The 20,749-nt window shown below is 45.4% G+C and carries 13 protein-coding genes; 2 read left to right on the forward strand and 11 right to left on the reverse strand.

What is annotated here, in order from left to right:
- Nucleotides 1-12: 12 nt before the first annotated feature.
- The 3 genes from licT to J2T16_RS04745 all read right to left on the reverse strand — a co-directional run bounded on the left by licT (nucleotide 13) and on the right by J2T16_RS04745 (nucleotide 3,700).
- A complete protein-coding gene (licT, locus tag J2T16_RS04735; protein ID WP_090924027.1) occupies nucleotides 13-843 on the reverse strand; it encodes a BglG family transcription antiterminator LicT in 831 nt (276 codons plus the stop codon).
- A 294-nt stretch (nucleotides 844-1,137) separates the two neighbouring features.
- The gene (locus J2T16_RS04740) at nucleotides 1,138-2,580 is read right to left on the reverse strand and encodes a 6-phospho-beta-glucosidase (protein WP_221788594.1); all 1,443 of its coding nucleotides are present in this window, start codon (nucleotides 2,578-2,580) and stop codon (nucleotides 1,138-1,140) included.
- A 289-nt stretch (nucleotides 2,581-2,869) separates the two neighbouring features.
- Nucleotides 2,870-3,700 carry an amidohydrolase family protein gene (locus tag J2T16_RS04745; protein ID WP_260510863.1) on the reverse strand — a complete coding sequence of 277 codons (831 nt, stop codon included), beginning with the start codon at nucleotides 3,698-3,700 and terminating at the stop codon, nucleotides 2,870-2,872.
- Between the two features lie 211 nt (nucleotides 3,701-3,911).
- On the opposite strand from J2T16_RS04745, the gene J2T16_RS04750 reads away from it, so the two are divergent.
- Nucleotides 3,912-5,639: a cellulase family glycosylhydrolase gene (locus J2T16_RS04750; protein ID WP_418792751.1), complete on the forward strand. Its 1,728-nt coding sequence runs from the start codon at nucleotides 3,912-3,914 to the stop codon at nucleotides 5,637-5,639.
- A gap of 58 nt (nucleotides 5,640-5,697) precedes the next feature.
- Entirely contained in the window at nucleotides 5,698-6,597 is a 900-nt protein-coding gene (locus tag J2T16_RS04755; RefSeq protein ID WP_090924024.1) for a manganese catalase family protein, read from the forward strand.
- 161 nt (nucleotides 6,598-6,758) lie between these two features.
- Here the strand turns inward: J2T16_RS04755 and J2T16_RS04760 are convergent, their stop codons facing one another.
- The 8 genes from J2T16_RS04760 to J2T16_RS04795 form a co-directional block, all read right to left on the reverse strand.
- A complete protein-coding gene (locus J2T16_RS04760) occupies nucleotides 6,759-8,747 on the reverse strand; it encodes a sucrose-specific PTS transporter subunit IIBC (protein WP_336122598.1) in 1,989 nt (662 codons plus the stop codon).
- Between the two features lie 26 nt (nucleotides 8,748-8,773).
- Nucleotides 8,774-10,264 carry a glycoside hydrolase family 32 protein gene (locus J2T16_RS04765; RefSeq protein WP_221788588.1) on the reverse strand — a complete coding sequence of 497 codons (1,491 nt, stop codon included), beginning with the start codon at nucleotides 10,262-10,264 and terminating at the stop codon, nucleotides 8,774-8,776.
- A gap of 176 nt (nucleotides 10,265-10,440) precedes the next feature.
- Nucleotides 10,441-11,424: a LacI family DNA-binding transcriptional regulator gene (locus tag J2T16_RS04770; RefSeq protein WP_221788586.1), complete on the reverse strand. Its 984-nt coding sequence runs from the start codon at nucleotides 11,422-11,424 to the stop codon at nucleotides 10,441-10,443.
- A 233-nt stretch (nucleotides 11,425-11,657) separates the two neighbouring features.
- Entirely contained in the window at nucleotides 11,658-13,331 is a 1,674-nt protein-coding gene (locus tag J2T16_RS04775) for a ribonuclease J (protein ID WP_221788585.1), read from the reverse strand.
- Between the two features lie 161 nt (nucleotides 13,332-13,492).
- On the reverse strand, nucleotides 13,493-14,752 hold the full coding sequence (rhaA, locus tag J2T16_RS04780) for an L-rhamnose isomerase (protein WP_499017857.1): 1,260 nt from the start codon (nucleotides 14,750-14,752) through the stop codon (nucleotides 13,493-13,495).
- A 14-nt stretch (nucleotides 14,753-14,766) separates the two neighbouring features.
- On the reverse strand, nucleotides 14,767-16,836 hold the full coding sequence (locus J2T16_RS04785) for a bifunctional aldolase/short-chain dehydrogenase (protein WP_341180827.1): 2,070 nt from the start codon (nucleotides 16,834-16,836) through the stop codon (nucleotides 14,767-14,769).
- Nucleotides 16,837-17,080: 244 nt separating this feature from the next.
- Nucleotides 17,081-18,016, reverse strand: a complete 936-nt coding sequence (locus J2T16_RS04790; protein ID WP_260510882.1) for a glycoside hydrolase family 5 protein — start codon at nucleotides 18,014-18,016, stop codon at nucleotides 17,081-17,083.
- A 354-nt stretch (nucleotides 18,017-18,370) separates the two neighbouring features.
- Nucleotides 18,371-20,746 carry a beta-galactosidase gene (locus J2T16_RS04795; RefSeq protein ID WP_341180826.1) on the reverse strand — a complete coding sequence of 792 codons (2,376 nt, stop codon included), beginning with the start codon at nucleotides 20,744-20,746 and terminating at the stop codon, nucleotides 18,371-18,373.
- Between the last annotated feature and the right edge of the window lie 3 nt (nucleotides 20,747-20,749).

Raw genomic sequence — 20,749 nt, forward strand, 5'->3', positions numbered from 1 at the left:
ATAATTAAAATGTTAACGGTTCACAACACGTTCGATGTGTACCGTAAGATATAACTTTTCCTCATTGGTGAGTTCATGATCATATTCTTTTTTGACAAACAATGCGATTTTCTCTACACATGCTGCTGCTTCGGGATGTTTCTCCTTAATCATGTCGTAAAAATGATCATAATTGTTGTCATAATGCGTCCCACTAAGCACTCGCTGGGAGAAAAACTTCAGATGAGTGATAAAACGGAAGTAGCTGAGAGACTCCTCATCAAACTCCATTTTGAAATGATACTTGGCGATATTAATAATCTGCTGGATAAACTTCGTAATATTCATCGTCGTAATCACTTCTTCGTTCATTTCCGCATTCACAATATGTAGCGCAATAAAAGCCGCTTCATCTGGTGGTAGCTCGATATTCATCCTACTATTGATCTGCTCCAGCATGCGAAGTCCCAACCCGAATTCCGCTTTGTACAATTGCTTGATCTCCCACATCAAGGCATTTTTAATTTCGATTCCCTCATGATAACGCTCGATGGCAAAATGAATATGATCTGTAAGCGAGACATAGATGTTCTCGTTCAATTTCCTCCCCAAATTGTCACGCGCATGGGCAATCATTTCCTCCACAATCTCAACAAGTTCCATCGGAACTTCACGCAAAAGCGTTTTGAAATTATCGGATGTCTGTTTGTTTTTCAAGGCAAATACTTTTTGAATGCGGGTCTCGTCTACTTTATCTCCCGGCTTCTTCTTAAAGGCAATCCCACGTCCCATCACCACAAGCTCTGCCCCGTCGGCCTGATAGATGCTAATGACGTTATTGTTGATAACCTTTGCTATTTTCACTTCAATCCCCCCGTCACGTTCCACTCTCTAGTCGCCAAGATATATCCAATTATGGGCATGCAAAAAAAACCTGGAGCATCACAAAATAAACAAGACGTGGCGGTCTGCTTTTTTTGGTGCTCAGGTTTTGCCTACGCGTGTGATGTAGTAACAATCCCAGTAACGATATATTTGCGTCAAGTATAGCGTTAACTGCGTTATATGTCAACGCTTTCAACGGTCAGACATGAGGAAGTTGCATGTATCCTGCAACTTCCTCATCCTTGGAGACAGCTGTTTTAAAAAACAATGAGATTAATTGTCTCCCAGGTCTGTACCGCCAGACGCAATGACATTTTTATACCATTCGAAGCTTTTCTTTTTGATCCGAGTCAATTCGCCCTTACCTTCATTGTCACGATCCACATAGATGTAACCGTAACGTTTTCTCATCTCCCCAGAAGAGGCACTGACGATATCGATAGGCCCCCAGCTGGTATAACCGATGATGTTACATCCATCCTGAATGGCTTCACCCATCTCAGCTACATGGCGTTTCAAATAATCAATTCGGTACGAGTCATCGATTTCACCCTCAGCATTCACCTCATCATGTGCACCAAAGCCATTTTCCACCACAAACAGCGGCTTCTGATAACGGTCATGTAGCTGATTTGCCGTAATACGGAAACCTTTGGGATCAACCGTCCATCCCCATTCCGATTTGGCCAAGTATGGATTCGCTATGGAACCGAACACGTTGCCACTGGTCATATTTTTGTTCACTTCTGGGTCAGTACTGGTTGTCCGACTTGAATAATAGCTGAAGCCGATATAGTCTACCGTGTGATTTCGCAAAATGTCTGCATCCTGCGGCTCCATCACAATGTTCAAATTGTGATCCTTGAAGAAACGTTTGGCATAACCCGGGTACTCCCCGCGTGATTGCACGTCAATGAAGAAATAGGACTCTCTGTCCTTCTCCATCCCCTGGAATACATCTTCCGGGTTACATGTGTACGGGTAGAAGCTACCTGCTGCGAGCATGCAGCCAATCATGGCATCAGGAATGATCTTGTGGCAAGCTTTAACGGCAAGTGCACTCGCAACGAGTTGGTGATGTGCAGCCTGGTACTGAATTTCTTTAATGTTGTCACCTTCATTAAACGCCAGTCCAGCACCAAGAAAAGGAAGATGAAGCAACATGTTGATCTCGTTGAACGTCATCCAGTATTTCACCTTGTCTTTGTAACGAGTAAATACCGTTTTGGCGTAGTTCTCAAACAAATCCACCAGTTTGCGACTTCTCCAGCTGCCATATTTCTCAATCAGATGTACAGGCACATCGAAGTGAGCAAGCGTAACCACCGGCTCGATGCCATGTTTCAAAAGTTCATCGAACAGATCATCGTAAAATTGTAAACCCGCTTCATTCGGCTCTGCGTCCTCACCTGTCGGGAAAATCCGTGCCCAGGCGATCGATACACGTAATGCTTTGAACCCCATTTCGGCAAAAAGAGCAATATCTTGCGGGTATCTATGATAGAAATCAATCGCTTCATGTGATGGGTAAAACTCGCTAGCGAGCGGTGTAAACGCTGGAACGTTGCCTTTCATAATGCTTCTACGGTTTTCTCCCGTTGGCAACAGGTCAACGATGCTCAGCCCTTTACCACCTTCAAGGTATGCTCCCTCTGCCTGATTGGCCGCAATCGCTCCCCCCCACAGAAAGTTTTCAGGAAATTTAAATGTTGTCATTTTTATTCTCCTTTCAAATATGTAACTCCATGATCCGCCCCTTTTCTGCCCTCCAGATCTGCCACTTGGAAAATAGAAAAAACCCGAACCAGCCTGTATACACGATTGCGTGTATCACAAGCCAGCTCAGGTTATGCCCGTATTCGGTAACATTCCCAGAAAACATTATGCGGATTAGATAAAACATTACCAAGAAACAGGAAATATGTCAACGCGCGCATTTTAATTAGACATATCTGTTGGCTCATCAAAGGTTTACTTTTTTATGTCAGCCCCGTTTCTCAAATGCTTATAATTTGTAAAATGTAGCACAGTTATCACCAAAAATCAGCTGCCGCTCCGCTTCTGGCAAGCTCTGAACATGCGTTTGCAACAGATTGAAGACCTGTGCGTATGTACCAGCTACGGTACATACCGGCCAGTCTGATCCATACATCACTCGCTTTGGTCCAAAGGCTTGAAGCACGGTATTTATATAAGGCGCAAAGTCTTCCTGTGTCCACTGGTTCCAATCCGCTTCGGTGACCATGCCAGACAATTTGCAATAGACATTTGGATATGCCGCAATCGCTTCCATGGTTTCCTTCCAAGGCGAACCGATTCCAGCCTTAATGTCCGGTTTAGCCAGATGGTCAATGACAAAGCGCTGCTGTGGGAACTTTTGAACCAATTCTACCGCATAAGGAAGTTGCTCCTTCGATACGAGCAAATCGTAGGCTAGATCGTGCTGTTCCAGTAGGGCAATGCCTCGTTGGAAGTCCTCACGCAACACGAACTTTACATCAGGCTCGTCCTGAATGACATGACGAACCCCCTTCAGCCACGGGTTAGCCGCAAACTTTTCCAGTTGAGATGAGGCTTCCTCAGAGCGTAGATCTACCCAGCCAACTACGCCTTTAATGAAACCATGCTTGTCCGCAAGTTCGAGAAGCCACTCGGTTTCTTCAAGAGTTTGGCGCGCTTGAACAGCTACACAGCCCGAGACGCCGGAATCCGTAAGTATTGGCTCTAGGTCTTCTGGCAGAAATGAACGCTGAAGCACACTCATCTCTTCACCGATCCATCCATAATCACGAATGTTATAATTCCAAAAATGTTGATGTGCATCGAGTTTCATCATAAGTGCCCTCCTGTATTGTCCACGTTAGTTCAGTGTACTACATTCATATAAATATAAATCAAATGCAGCAGATAAGCACTAATTATCGAATGAATTTTATTCCAATTGTAATGGTATTTCCTTCCTGTTAACTGTGATATATTTACTGTTCAGAAAACGCTTTCAGTATTTTAGGTTCATCATCTTGATTTTAAAAAAGGAGATGTTATTGATGCCAAAAAAACGAAAGTCCATCCTCTCGATCACCGTTGTTGCCGCCTTGGTTCTGTCTATGTTCTCCACGGCCATGGCCTCTGCTGCAACAAGCTCCCACGAACCCGACAGTAAACCAGCCCCCGTAAGTAAAATGCAAACTTATGTTAATGCAATGGAACCAGGCTGGAATCTGGGTAACTCGCTGGATGCAGTCGGGGATGATGAGACGGCTTGGGGCAACCCGCGCATTACGAAAGAGCTGATACAATCGATTGCCGATCAAGGGTACAAAAGCATTCGTATACCCGTTACCTGGGAAGCGCACATCGGTGACAAACCGGATTACAACATTGACGCGTCTTACATAAATCGGGTTCAGGAGGTCGTAGGCTGGGCGCTTGATGCCGAACTCTATGTCATGATCAATCTGCATCATGATTCCTGGCGCTGGATCAGCACCATGGAGAAAGACTATGATCACGTTCTTGCGCGTTACAATGCCATTTGGACGCAGATTGCAAACAAGTTCAAGGATGCACCCGAGAAACTGATGTTCGAGAGTGTCAATGAACCCCGCTTCACCGAAGGTGGCACTACGAATGCAGATACCGGATACCGCATGCTGGATACGTTAAATACTTCTTTTCATCATATCGTAAGATCGTCCGGCGGTAACAATGATACCCGTCCACTTGTATTACCCACTATGCATACTTCATCGGCTCAGCCTGATCTGGATGCGTTGAGTCGGACGATTCAAAAGCTGGATGATCCTAATCTCATCGCTACCGTACATTATTACGGGTTCTGGCCTTTCAGCGTGAACATTGCGGGATTTACCAAATTCAACGACGAAGTACAAAAGGACGTTACCGACACGTTCGACCGTGTGCACGATGCCTTTACAGCCAAAGGTATTCCAGTCATCATCGGTGAGTACGGTTTGCTCGGATTTGACCAGCATACAGGTGTGATTGAACAAGGTGAAAAATTAAAGTTTTTTGAATTCGTTGGACATTATTCCCGGCAAAAACAGATGACCACCATGCTTTGGGACAACGGACAACATTTTGGACGCACTAGCTATACTTGGTCAGATCAACAACTGTTTGATATGATCCGGGCGAGCTGGAATGGACGTTCCTCCACCGCAGAGACCGATCAGGTTTATCTAAAACAACATGAACCCGTTCAGGAGGTGAAAATTAATCTCCATTTGAATGGAAATCGCTTCTTTTCTCTGAAGAATGGCTCAACTGCACTTCTACGAGGTAAAGATTACTCGATTCGAAACGGTGTACTCACTTTAAAATCAAGCCTGCTAACCCGATTAACCGCTGAAAGCAAGCTGGGGGTAAATGCCACACTGACAGCCGGGTTCAGTGCAGGTGCAGACTGGACGTTGAATATTATTCAATACAACACACCTGTTTTAAATGACGCGCAGGGTACAACCAGTGCTTTCGCTATTCCTGTCACATTTGGTGGCGATCAGCTCGCAACGATGGAAGCGACCTATGCCAATGGAGAAAATGCCGGCCCTCAGAATTGGACGTCATTTAAGGAATTCGCCTATACGTTTAGCCCGGATTATGATCGTAACGTCATTGAACTGAAACCTAACTTTTTTAACGAAACCAAAGATGGCGAAATCCAGCTCAAGTTCCATTTCTGGAGTGGTACTGTCATTGAATATACCCTTACGAAAAAAGGCTCCATCGTAGAGGGCGTAACATTAGATTGAATAACGTACAAGTCAACCTTCATACCTTGATTGTAATGAGGATTGAGGAGGAATTGACATGTTTAAACGTGTAGATCGTCTTGCCATTGAATTGCCTATATCGAATAATCCCGACCCCAACGGAGCCAGTGCCGTACAGGAATTGCTCGGTGGAAAATATGGCGAGATGTCAACGCTGAACAATTACATGTATCAGTCGTTTAACTTCAGAGGCAGATCCAAGCTACGTCCCTTCTATGACATTGTTGCCAGTATTACAGCAGAAGAATTCGGTCATGTCGAACTTGTCGCGAACACGATTAATTTGATGCTTGAAGGTTCAACGTCACCTGGCGAACCAGACTCCACACCGCTTCGCATAGCTAAGGATTTACGTATGACTTCGCATTTTATTGAATCCGCGCAGACGGCACTGCCCTATGATTCCATGGGAAGACCTTGGAATGGCTCGTATGTTTTTAGCAGTGGTAACTTGATTTTGGATCTGCTGCATAATTTCTTTTTGGAATGTGGTGCAAGAACACACAAAATGAGAGTGTACGAAATGACCGACAACAATACTGCTCGTGAGATGACAGGTTATCTGCTTGTCCGGGGCGGTGTGCACATTCTGGCATACGCCAAAGCGCTGGAGATTGCGACCGGGGTTGATGTGACGAAGCTGATTCCCATCCCCTCTCTTGACAACAAAGCGTTTGAGACCACCCGCAAATGGGAAGCGATGGGTGAACAAAGACGATTGTACACGTTCAGTGACAAGGATTATCAGCAGATTGCCCAGATATGGAAGGGTGTGCATCCTACCGACGGAGGTAAACTGGAGGCCTTTGCAGGTTTACCGGGTTACGGAGGGCCCATTCCCGAGCTTCCTGATCTACCGGAAGAATTTGCTCCTGGAATATCACCGGAGGACTTTCTTCAGATTGCTGAACGACTTAAACGGAATGCCGGACTGTAATAACATTAGAAAAAGGGAAACCCGTGGAGGATGTCTCCAACCGGTTTCCCTTGATTTTTGTAATTCTTTTCTTATAAAACTGAATACAATTCTTATTATATATTCATCCGAGAATGTTCTCATGGTAATATAACGGTTAAGCTGCTATCCGAGACATTTACTTATTGCGGCTCCGTAAACTCCGCCGTCAGTACCTTTTTCTCATTCGCCTGCACGATACCACTTGTTATCGCTCTCACAGAAGCAATAAACTCATTCCCGCTCGGGATCAGCACAGGAGTAATCAACGGCAGTCCAGCCTCCTCGATGATATCCATATCAAATTCAATGAGTAGTTGTCCAGCAAGTACGGAATCCCCGCTTTTTACATGAGTAACAAAGCCTTTTCCTTTCAGACCGACGGTATTGATACCGATATGAACCAGCAGTTGAACTCCTGTCTCGTGCTCTAAAATAACCGCATGTTTACTCTTATCCATGACATGGGCAACAACGCCATCAAACGGAGCATATACTTTGCCTTCGGAAGGCTCGATGGCGAAGCCCTCTCCCATATGTTTTTCCGCAAATGCCGGATCAGGTACCTGCTCCAGTTCAACGAGTGTACCATGGATCGGGGATGCAATCTCAAGTAGTTTCACTTTGGGACGAGATGCGGTGTTGACCGATTCCGTTACCGATGTAGAAGTAGATGAAGTTACGTTCGATGCGGATGACTCAGTCGTTGATTCCATATTTTTCGAACCAGTGTCGGAAGTTGTCTCAACAGATTGATCTTTATAACCAAAGAACCATGTCAGTGCAAAAGCAATCGCCATTGCCGTTACGTTGGACACAATGTACAAAGGCAATTGACTATTCAGATATAGCAGTGTCCCGGGAATTACCGTTACTGCCATACCCGTACCTTGCAGATGAAAGAGTGAAGCGATGAAACCACCAACGGCTCCCCCGATCAGGCCCATTACAAATGGTTTCATATAACGCAGATTCACACCAAAGATGGCGGGTTCAGTGATACCAAGGAATGCAGATAACGATGAAGGAAGCGCGAGTGCTTTGAGCTTCATATTTTTAGTTTTCAGACCCACCGCAAGACATGCCGCTCCTTGTGCAGCCATTGCACATGTAATAATCGCGTTAAACGGATTGAAGCCCGTTTTTTCAAGCAATTGAATCTCCAGAAAGTTAAAGATATGATGTACACCCGTAACCACAATGATCTGATGGAAGAAACCGATAATAATGCCTGCGATTCCGTAAGGCAGATCGAGTACAGCCGTTGTTCCATGTAGAACCCACTCTTCAAGTGAGTGAAATACAGGACCAATAGCGAATAGTCCAAGTGTAATCATCACCGTTAGCGTAATGAATGGAGTCAAAATCAAATCCAGTGCCTCAGGCACACGTCTACGCAGTACTTTTTCAAACTTTGCACCGAGTAAACCTACAAAAAAGGCAGGCAGTACCGATCCCTGATACCCTACGACGGGGATAAACCCGAACATATGCAAGGGTTGCGCCGAGCCATCGGCTACAGCATAAGCATTCGGCAGCGCTGGATTCACCAGCATCAGACCAAGTACAATCCCGAGCACGGGGCTCCCGCCGAATACGCGGAATGCAGACCAGGCAACAAGTGCAGGCAGAAATGCAAAAGCCGTATCCGTTAGAATCTGCGTGAACAGCAAAAAGTTTGGCGATATGTCATCAGGCGTTGCGCCGAACCATGCCAGAATTTCATTTTGCGTAAGCAGACCGCGCAGACCCATGAATAGCCCTGTCGCTACCAGTACAGGAATAATCGGAACAAAGACATCACCAAATGTGCGAATAGCCCGCTGGAATGCATTGCCTTCCTTTTTCCCCTGACTCTTCACATCTTCTTTCGATGTCCCTTCAATCCCCTGCTTCTCAACCTCTTCAAAAATTCGGTTGACCGTACCTGTGCCGAAAATAATCTGATATTGGCCCGAGTTGAAAAAGGCACCCTTCACCTTGTCAATATTCTCAACTTGTTTCTGATCAATCTGCTCTTTATCCTTCACCATGATGCGAAGCCGCGTTGCACAATGTGCAAAGGAGGCGATATTGTCTTTTCCCCCGACAGCCTGGATGACCTCTTTAGCAATACGCTGATTATCCGACATGTTGTCTCATCCCTCTCTCATTCAATCTAAACATTCCACATAACCGCTCTGAAATCCGCCTTGCCTCCGTGTGCAAAAAATCGAATATCCGTACTGTCCCGGCTTGGGAAGATTCGGCTAGTGAAGACTTCCTGTCCATCGTTGACAAATATCTCAACCGAGGACGAATCCACGAACATATGCAGCTTAATAACAGCATCTACATCTATATCTTCATTTAAAGTACAGGTGCGAATGGTACCACTCGCTTCGGATAGTGCCGCACCAGACTGACTGCGATCCAATATAAGTTTGCGCTGAAGGCGATCATACTGAATGACCGTTTTCTCCGTATCGCTCGCCCGGAACTCAATGCCCACAAGGTCTGCATCGTTCTGGCTAATCTCACATTGGAGTTCGTAAGCGATACCATTAAAGCCTGCAAAGGATCGGCTTTCATTGCTAAGCGAGTCCTGAATCCGAATACCTTGCTGATCCTTGCGCAGCTGAGCCATTTCAGGAACGGGTTGCTGAATAAGCTTGCCGCCTTGAATCGATAATTGCCGTGGAATCGTTAAACAATGGGCCCAGCCACTGTCATCTGTGGGATACGCCAGATCAGGAAGTCCCATCCATGCAACCATGATTCGTCTTCCGTCTGGGGAATGCATCGTTTGCGGCGCATAAAAGTCAAATCCACGATCCAGTTCCTCAAACTCCCCATGTGTGAATTCTCTCGTCTCCAGGTTCAGTGGTTCACCAATGAGGTATCCCGATTGATAGATGTTTTGGTATCGGTCTGATTCGGCCGGAATGCCTTGTGGTGAGAAGATGAGTACTCCTTGGCCTTCCAGCTCCAGATAGTCGGGGCATTCCCACATGTAACCGAAGGAAGACAATGTTGTGCCGATCTCACCAAGAAACTGCCAATGTTTCAAATCTTCCGAGCAATACAGTACCGTGCATCCTGTCTCATCCGTACGCTGGGCTCCAATGACACCATAATAGACATCTTCGTGCAGCCACACCTTCGGATCTCGGAAATGCTCGGTATATCCAGTCGGTACGTCAGAAATGACAGGATGCTCGAATTTTGTGATTACATTCTGCTCATCCATGAACGCCAAGCACTGAAACGGATGTCTTATCCAATTCTCATCTCGCGTATTGCCTGTATAGATCAGGTTTAACTTGCCATCTTTTTCAATCGCACTTCCGGAATACGCTCCATGAGAGTCATAAGGAGTTCCGGGTTCAATCGCAATACCAACATTCTCCCAAGTCACCAAATTTTTCGAACGGGTATGATACCAGTATTTCATGCCGTGCTCTGTTCCAAGAGGGAACCATTGATAAAATAGATGGTAGTAACCTTCATAAAAGGAAAATCCGTTCGGATCGTTAAGCAAACCGGTTACGGGCTGAATATGGTAACCCTGTCTCCATGGACATGCAGCGATCTTAGCTTCCAGTGCGGCAATCTCTCCCGGTTCAGCTTGCTCAATCCGCCGATAGAGCTGCTCTCTTGTCATTTTCATACGTCATATCAATCTCCAATCATGATGCAAAATCAGAAGTTCAACTTTTAGAGGAACCGGTTCCAAATTAGACAAAAAAATAATTCCATACAACCATTGTTGCTGACCGGTGTCATCATTCTCGAACTAAACACTAGAATGGAACCGGTTCGATGGAATTATCATAAAGGATCGATTTATATTTTGTCAACGCTTTCTCGGGGAATTAATTCAACATCCATAACGGTGTACTGACTTACACTCTCCCCTTTAACAAGCTTGCTAATATGACTTGCGGCGAGTTTTCCGGCCTGCAAATAATGATATTTTACCGTAGTCAATGTCGGATGAATCATTTCCGTGATATCGTATCCGCCGAACCCGGCTACTGACATTTGCTGCGGGATGCGGACTTTTTGAAAGGACGCGGTTTTCATGACGCCCATCGCAATATTATCTGTCGCTGCAACGATAAGAGAGGGCCTGTTTTCTTGCAAAATCTCCGCTGCCGTAAGCACTGCCTCTGACATTTTGAAGCTCGTTTCATAATACCTCACCGTGCAATCACTGCACTCTTCAATGGCACGTTTAAACCCTTGTTTACGATGGATACCTACAGCCTGGTCCTTCTCGCTTACCCCCATGTACACGATGTCCCGGTGTCCTTGTTCCACAACATATTTGCCCATCAGATACCCGGCTTGTTCGTCGTTGTGAATGAGACTATGCAGTAACTCATGCTGCTGTCCTACCAGTAACACGGGAAGCTGGATGTCTTCTATGGCCTTCAGATGTGCATCCGTTATTTCAGCGGCAAGCAGAATGATCCCGGACACTTTTTGTCTGGCAAAATCATAAATAGCATCTATCTCACGCTGCATATCCTGACTCGTATTGGCAATGAGCATCTGATATTGCAGCCCTCTTAGCTCCTCATCAATGCCGATTAGCGTCTGTGATGTCGCATAGGAATCCAGCCTTGGAACCACTGTACCGATAATGCTGGTCTTTTTTGCTTTGAGACTCTGCGCAAAGGTATTCGGAACATAATTATATTCTTTAATAATACGCTCAATCTTCTGACGGGTATCCTCACTGACCGAACCGCCATTCAGGAAACGAGATACGGTACTCTTCGCCACGCCTGCCATTTGAGCAATATCTGAAATCGTTTTATTCATAAGAAACTCCTCTAGTGTCAATAAAATCATTCATTTATGTATTATAACGCAAATCGCAAAGCTCATCGAATATGGGCAGGATAACATAGCAAAAAAGCCCGGTTCACGCAGAAGCACACGACGTCGTGTGCTCCATACGAATCGAACCGAGCTTGGCAAAGTCATTTTGTAAACACATACGTATAAAGAGATCAGGAACGGATAGCCTTCCGTTCTGCCAGCAAACATTGAGTTCAAACCTCAATAATAATCGGTAAAATCATCGGTCTGCGCTTGGTTTGTGCATAAATGTAATGACCGATCTCATCCTTCAGCTTCCGTTTGATCACATTCCACTGATTGACCCCGGCACCCGTTAATTCATCCATGCGGTTAACGACCCGTTCGTGAATCTCCTTCATGAATTGTTCTGAGTCCTTCACAAAAACAAAACCTCTAGAGATGATCTCCGGGGAGGCAACCATTTGTTTTTCTGTTTTGCTAAGCGTGGTTACAATGACTAGCATCCCATCCGATGATAGCTGCCTGCGATCCCGAAGCACAACATTGCCAACGTCACCGATAATAAGCCCGTCCACCAAGCTGTTACCTGAGGCAATCTTCGGACCCAATGAAGCTGTTCCGTCTCTGTATTCCACCATATCTCCATTATTGACGATAAACACATGACTTTGCTCAATTCCTACAGATTCCGCAAGCAATCTGTGCTGGTACAGCATCCGGAATTCGCCGTGAATCGGTACCAAATAATCCGGTTTCATCAGTGTAAGCATCAGTTTCAGCTCTTCCTGACTTCCATGACCGGATACGTGCATACCCGCCGCTCCGCTGGAGCCATAAATTACGCGAGCGCCCAGAACATACAGGTTGTCGATGACATGGGCAAGGTTTCTTTCGTTGCCAGGTATGGCTCCTGCTGCAATAATAACCGTATCTCCAGATTCAATGCTAACTTGAGGATGTTTACCCGCAGCTAACCGGGACAAAGCCGCCATCGCCTCTCCCTGGCTTCCCGTACATAGCACAACCACCTGCTCCCGCGGAAACTGTCCTGAATCAGCGGCCTCAATCAACAGTCCATCCGGAACGTCGAGATAACCGAGTTCACTTGCAACATTCACGACGTTAATCATGCTTCGTCCAAGCAGTGCAAGCTTGCGACCAGTCTGAAATGCAGCATTCACGATCTGCTGAACTCTGCTGATATTGGATGCGAAGGTAGAGATAAACACTTTTTGCTTCGCACGAATAAAGGCATCCAGAATATGATCTCCGACTACACGTTCTGAAGGAGTGAAACCCGGTCTTTCGGCATTGGTACTCTCGGAAAGAAGCACATGCACCCCTTGTTTCCCAATCTCAGCCATGCGGTGTAAATCCGGGAAAGGGCCGTTTACAGGGGACATATCAAATTTGAAATCGCCCGTGTGAACCACATTGCCTGCCGGCGTCTGAAAGAAAATACCCAGACAGTCCGGAATACTGTGACTCGTTGCGAAAAATGAGACGGCGATACTCCCAAGCGTGATCTGAGAGTTTGCGTCAATGGTGTGCAGGTCAGATTGGCGCAACAAGTTATGCTCTCTTAATTTCAACTCAATTAGACCTCGTGTAAGCCTGGAAGCGTAGACCGGAATATTGATTTGTTTTAAAAGATACGGAATTCCGCCAATATGGTCTTCATGTCCATGCGTGACAACAAGGGCCTTTACTTTGTCCTGATTTTCGAGCAAATACGTCACATCCGGCACGATGAGATCAATGCCCGGCATCGTTTCATCGGGAAACTTCGAACCACAGTCAATCACAATGATGTCTTGATCATATTGAATCAAATACATGTTTTTACCGATTTCATTCACGCCGCCAAGTGCAGCTATATATAGTTTGTTATGAGCAAGTTTCAAAATGCTTTCACGCTCCTCTGTATAGTGATTCTCAATTTCTTTATGTGTATTCCTAGTATGGAAATAAACGCTTTGGTTATGCATAACAGCGGATATACGCAAAAAAACCACGTACGGAACGTTCGTTCCGACGTGGTCTATGAGATTCCATCATATAACAATTATGTTCTTTGCAAAAGAACGTCCTGCTCGTAGGATTTAACTTCTTTAATCCACTGTTCACGGACAGGCACACCTTGCTGAGCACAATAGTAGTCCCATACTGCGCCAAATGGATAGGATTTGAACTCCTCCGTCAAAGCCAGGCGTGTCGTGTAATCTCCATCCAGTTCCGCCTGTTTTAAAGCGTCTACCGGTTCCAGCATAGCTCGCAGCAAAGCTTTAATTGTATTACGGGTGCCGACCACCCATGCTGCCACACGATTAATACTGGCGTCAAAGAAGTCCAGTCCGATATGGGTTGTGCCGAGAAGCTCATGACGTACCAATTCACGGGCAATTTCAAGCAATTCGTCATCCATAATAACGACATGATCGCTATCCCAGCGCATCGGACGACTAACGTGAAGCAGAATACCACTCGTAAACAATGCCAGAGAGGACAGCTTGTTAGATATCACTTCTGTTGGATGAAAATGACCAGCATCCAGGCAGATTAACGTATCATTTTGCAAACCGTATCCCATATAAAACTCATGTGAGCCGACAACGTAAGCTTCAGAACCAAGACCAAACAGCTTGCTTTCAACCGCATCCAGATTATGCTTCGGATTCAGTGGTTCTGCAAATACTTCGTCCAAGGATTCCTTCAAACGTTTGCGGGGAGCCATCCGGTCAACAGGGGTGTCCTTGAATCCATCCGGTACCCATACGTTGGTCACACAGGTTTGGCCCAATTGTTCGCCGAAATACGCACCAATTCGCCGTGAAGCTTTGCAGTGATCAATCCAGAATTTGCGAATCTCCGGATCAGGATGACTAAGTGTGAAGCCGTCGCTTGATTTTTCATGTGAGAAACACGTTGGGTTGAAGTCCAGTCCAAGCCCGTGCTCTTTCGCCCACTTTACCCAATTTTCGTAATGTCTTGGCTCGATCTGATCCAGTTCCACTTGTTCGTCTGTATCCGCATAGATCGCGTGCAAATTGACTTTATGTTTACCGGGAATGAGAGCAAAAGCTTTCTCCAGATCCGCACGAAGCTCCGCAGGGGTTGTTGCTGCGCCCGGATAGTTTCCCGTAACCGATATACCACCCGTCAGTTCACCTTCCTGGTTGAGGAAACCTCTGACATCATCTCCTTGCCAGCAGTGTACGGATACTTTAATATCTGCAAGCTTATTTAATACATCGTCTGTATTGATGCCGTGTTGTGCATACAAAGTCTTCGCAGCTTGATACGCTTGTTCCACTTGATTTTGCATCAATCTAACCTCCCTTAACGTGTAAATGCTGCTGGTACACCACCATCAATGGTCAGCATACAACCTGTTGTTTTCTCCGATTTCGATGAAGCGAAGAAGGCGATACCTTCCGCGATATCTCTCGGATAGATGTTAACGAGCAATGTCGTGCGTTTGCGATAATATTCTTCCAATTGATCCGGTTCAATGCCATATGCGGCCGCACGCTCGTTTCTCCATGAACCGTTCCAGATCGCGGAACCTTGCAAAATGGCATCCGGCAGAATAGTGTTGACACGAATACCATATTCACCGCCTTCTGCTGCAATACAGCGCGCCAGATGGGCTTCGAGTGCTTTCGCTGAGCTGTAAGCAGAGGCACTTTTACCTGCATATACCGAGTTTTTGGAGCCGATGAAGACCATGCTTCCACCGATGCTCTGCTCTTTCATTAATTTGAACGCTTCGCGAGCGACCAGGAAATAACCTGTGCCCAGCACACTCATATTCAGATTCCATTCCTTCAATGAAGTTTCGTCAAATGGACTGGATGTGGCCAGGCCCGCATTATTCACGATGATATCCACACCACCGTATTGCAGAGCCGTTTCTGCATAAGCTGCCTGTACCGCTTCTTCATCTGTCACGTCCATCTTGAGCGCGTATGCACGATTGGCACCATATTGATCGTTAATTTCCTGTGCTACCTTCTGCGCGCCTTCCAAATTCAAATCTGCAAGCACAACATGGGCGCCTTCCGAAACGAGTCTGCGTGCTGTTTCACTACCGATACCACCTGCACCACCCGTAATAAACGCTACTTTGCGAGAAAACTCCGTCTCTGCAGGAGCCAGCGACAATTTATATAACTCCAGCGGCCAGTATTCCACATTGTAAGATTCATTCGCACTGAGCGAAACGAATTTACCGAGGCTTGTTGCCCCACGCATAACTGCAATTGCCCGATGGTACAGCGCACCGCTTACTTGTGACAACGCCCAGCTTTTGCCGGTATTAATCATCCCTACGCCCGGAATGAGAATAACGCGAGGAGCGGCTTCGAACATTACGTCGCCTTCATTTTTATTCTCCTCAAAATATTGCTTGTATTGCTCTTTGTACGTAGCAATGCCTTCCGCCAGCTTGGCTTTCAGTCCGTCAATATCATCCGCATTCGGCGTCCAGTCAATGAACAGCGGCACCACTTTGGTATGCACCAGATGATCCGGACAAGCCGCGCCAACCTGAGACAACTGTGGAGAATCCGTTCCACCTGCAAAAGCAAGCACATCATCCTGATCGTCAAAGGACAAAATCATTTTTTTGCTGTCCGACACCGCTCCGCGAATGACAGGCATCACCCGAGCAGCAATCTGACGACGAACTTCAGCAGGAAGTGCAGGATGCTTCACGCCGCCAAACAGATTAGCTTCATTGACACGTGCCTCGATGAATGCTTCCGCTTCATTAATGATTTTGATCGTCTGAGCGTAACATTCCTCAGAGGTCTCTCCCCAAGTCACCAGACCATGTTTCTCCATAAGTACAAGCTCGGCATTCGGATTGGCGAATACGCTTTCAGCAATCATCTTGGACAGTGTAAAACCTGGGCGCACATAAGGAACCCATACAAAACGATCGCCATATATTTCACGTGCCAGCTCTTTCCCGTTATCCGCACAGCAGAGGCTGATAATTGCATCCGGGTGTGTATGATCCACATGTTTGTACGGAAGGAACCCATGTAACAACGTTTCAATGGAAGCTCGCGGATGTTTCGCATCAATCATGCAATGCCCAAGGTATTCAACCATCTCTTCATCCGACATCGAGTCACGTTCCATGAGGGGGCCGATATCTTCAAGCGCCAGTCCGGTAAAATGTTTTGCTTCCATGGAACCGAGATCCGATCCGCTCCCCTTCACATACATCACTTCGACATCACGACCACGAAAATCCTTTACTGTTGTTTTAGTAGATGTGTTACCCCCATAAATATTGCAGACCCGACGATCTGCTCCGATCAGATTAGAGCGGTAGACTAATTGTTCAAGCCCTGTTGTTTTCTCTGATGCCTTCGCTGCATTCCATAAACTCTGTACCATTTGTTCCCCTCCGATAATGTTTGTTTTCTTCCTAAAACGAGTTTATCATCTTTGTTTTGTTTTGAAAACAAAAACTTTATCAGGAAAAACAAAAATATACAAAGAATCTAAATAGATATCTCCTTCAACGGTGTTCCTTCTTTAGAAATGTGCAAAAAACAAACAGGACATCGCACTATAGTTCATGCTTTGTCCTGTTCTTTGCCGATCACATTTTGTTTTATTTTTTCATTAAATTTGTTATCTATTGAAATATCCCTGCTTTTTGGGACGTATTTTTGATTCCGTATGTGTCATTAACTACCGTATTGCCATAACTTGTGAGACTTCCGTTCGGACCGGTAGCCAGATCCAGATAACCCAGACCGGAACTGTTGCCGTACCATGACCATGCAAGCCAGCCTACACCCTTCTCTTGTCCATATCTCATAATGGCATATTCATCCACATCACCATTTGTGTGATATCCACCGAACTCACCAATGATTACTGCAAGTCCTTTGTTCAGCACATTCTCCATATTAGCTTTCACCGTTGCCGCATCCTTACCTGCATATTCATACATATGAATGGAAAACACCGTATTTTTGAGCGTATCTGTTGCGAATACGCTTTGACCATAATCGACAATCGATTGTGGATATTGACCCCAGCCTGCAGCATCAACAATCAAGGTATTTTTGATGCCTGCGTTTCTGAGCTTCGGAATAGCCTTTTTGTAACCGTCTGCCCAAGCGCTGCCGTTCCAGGTTCCATACCATTCGTTGGCGATATTAACGATCACTCGATCTTCCTTGCCAATCAACGCTTCTTTGATGCTGATCCAGTAATTCACGGCTGCATCCAGCGAGTTATAATCGTCTTTGCCTGTTGCATCATGAACTTCAAGCACGGCGATCATCTTATTCTGATTGACCAGATTGATTATGTTTTTAACTGAATTCAGATCATCTTTGGTGTACAGTGTTCCATTCGAGAGAACAATTCGTACCGTGTTGGCGCCTGTTTTCGCAATAGCAGGTATGGCTGTATTCAGATCATTTTTGAACCAGGAATGGCCGTGATTGATTCCTCTCATGACAAAAGGCTTGCCCGTCGAGTCATATAACTTGTTCCCGCTTACATAAAAACCGGATGCAGCAGCTGCCTTGGGCGTAACACTCCCCAGAGCCATGAACATGAGCGCAGCAATCAACGTAAAGATCGTACATTTCTTCAGATTGACCATTCGTTTGAAACCTCCTGTTATGTTTTTATTTTAATTCACTTTGCACTAACAAAGCGAATCAAAACCATGAGCGTATTTGCACCTTCGCTGAACAAAATCTTTTCAAATTAACTTTAGAAGCAGAATCAATATAAAGTTTTTAAATTAAAAAAATTACTGTCTAAATAAACTTATCGTTAAAGTAATATATTTATCTTAAAATGAAAACGCTTACCAGTCAATTGTTTTTTCCATTTTCAGGTTTTTGTTTGAACAATAAAAAGACTTTTACTCCATACGGACAGAGTAAAAGTCTTTGGAACACACTCAGGAAAACTTTAGAGCCACTCGGTAATGCGGTACAATTCGAATGTGCTCAAACCTGCCCAGTTCTACACCGTGGAACCTCTCCACATACGCTTGATTCACAAAATGCTCTGTCTTTCCCTTACGAAGAGGTGTTATTAATAATCTCAGAGCGTGGTCATGTAATAAATGCCGGGATTGCTTCAGTCCAATGTTCCAAGTGTGACCATACTGGATATGATCCGTCAATAACTGTTGTTGAATGTAGGCTGCCGCCACATCCCCTTCATAATCAATCTCCACAAACAGGTCATGAACCTGTTCAGGCCAGCAGGTATTTATTTTTAAAGAAGCTGCATGCTCTTTCGGATAATTGATCTCCACTTCCGGCTGATATACAGGTACCTGCAAAGTATAGGTTACAAACCACTGTTGCTGCTGCATCCGGGAGATGATTGTATATTCAGGGGCCGTTATCCTCTCAGGTGCAGGATATATGGAAACCTCGATCTCACTCTGTTCAACAGACGTGCTTATCAACTGCTCATTTTGTTGGTATATATGACTGCTACTGATCACCAATCTTTTTTCTCCACCTAGTTCAAAAAGATAACTTTGCAAGGCTTCCTCACGCGTTAACGTAACGATACGAATCACTTTCCCATCCATCGTGCTAACACTAAAGCCATCATTTTTGCCAGCCACCGGATGAAGGACGTACTTCCCATCCTGTTCACGGACTGTACCTGCTGTCATTTGCACACTTTCTACAGAGGATGCATCAATTACATATTCGGGAGTCATGCCTTCATGAGCATAAAAGACAGCCGTAAGCTCCTCTTTTACCAGAAATTTAGTCAAAGGTTGAACCGTAGCACTTATAAGCTTTATCTCCCCGAGATCCAGATGAAAAGGCAAGATTACTGCTTTGCCAGAATTCAATTGCATGGTGCCCTCTTCATAAGGATACACCGCATATCCTTGAGAGGTAAGAAGCTCCAGTCGAATGTCACGCGCCGGCATATGAATATGATCCTGATAGTTATTTATAAAAAGAAATCCTGCTCCTGACCGCTGGCGGACCGACCAACGCAGATCCATCGTATTTTCTGGCGCAATAGTCAACTGATCCTCAGAAATGACACACCCCATAGGTGCCAACTGCTCCCCATATGCATCCAAGAACATGGACAAACTTCGGATTCGATCATACGATTCTCCGATACGTCCAAACTCTCCAAGGGGTGCTTGATAGTCGTATGTCACCTTCGGTAATCCACGTTCGTTCATGTACGTTTTGCGACCAACGGGATTGGAACCTCCGTGATACATATAATAACCCACCATATTGCTACCATTCGCCAGCTTAACAATAGTCATCGCCTCTACACTGTCTGCATCGACCACAGGGCGGGCATGATAACTAACCTGCATTCCGCCGGCAAGTTCGCAATAGGCCGCTGGGTAGTGTTTACTATCATAATCCACTTCTTCTGCAGGATTCAGATGCAAGTCACGAAACAGATACTCTTTGCTGGGAGGCTGATTAGGTATCCATGGCGTATATGCATATCCTGCAAGCATAGGGAGCGTTCCTTGCTCAGGTACTGCCGCTTTGCCCCATGCTGTTGCTGTGTAGAATATGGGATTCATACCCGCGTTTTCCGCAATACGGCGAAGCAGCTCCATATGTTCTTTTCCATCACGTCCTGAAGAGATATATTTATCCTGCGAATAACTCCACGAATCCATTGGCGCACCAGCATGCATATATTCATTCTCCAGCTGAATACCGATAATCGGCCCGCCATCTTGATAAAAACAGCCTTCAATCTGACGAGTAATCTCCTGATATAACCGTTTCGCATAGAATAAATACCCCTCGTCATTAGAACGGACCTCAAATGCATAGTTGAACAGCCAATCCGGCAAACCGCCATTCCGAACTTCTCCGTGACAGAACGGACCAATCCGAAGAATTAAAGCCAGCTCATGTTTACCACATAACTCCACAAACTGCCGCAAATTCAAGTTACCCGACCAATTAAACTCTCCCTCCTGCTCCTCATGAAAATTCCAAAAGATATAGGTTGCTACGATATGCACTCCCCCTGCTTTCATCTTCAACACTTCTTCTTCCCATTGAAGATAAGCAAATCTTGAGAAATGAAATTCCCCGACGACCGGAATATACGGTTTATCATTATGCATCATATAAAAATTAGTGAAATCATAGGACTCTCCGCGCGTGTTGTAACCTCCATAGCCTTCCATGTGACCCGGTTGGATCAGTTTATCCTCGGCTTCCAATGTGTAGCGAATACAACGATGTGAACAAAACTTGTCGTCTGGTTCGTTGATGTGCTTACACATATCGGCGTTTATCTTATCTTTCATTTT

The sequence above is a fragment of the Paenibacillus intestini genome (genome assembly GCF_030803945.1).
Lineage (GTDB): Bacteria > Bacillota > Bacilli > Paenibacillales > Paenibacillaceae > Paenibacillus > Paenibacillus polysaccharolyticus.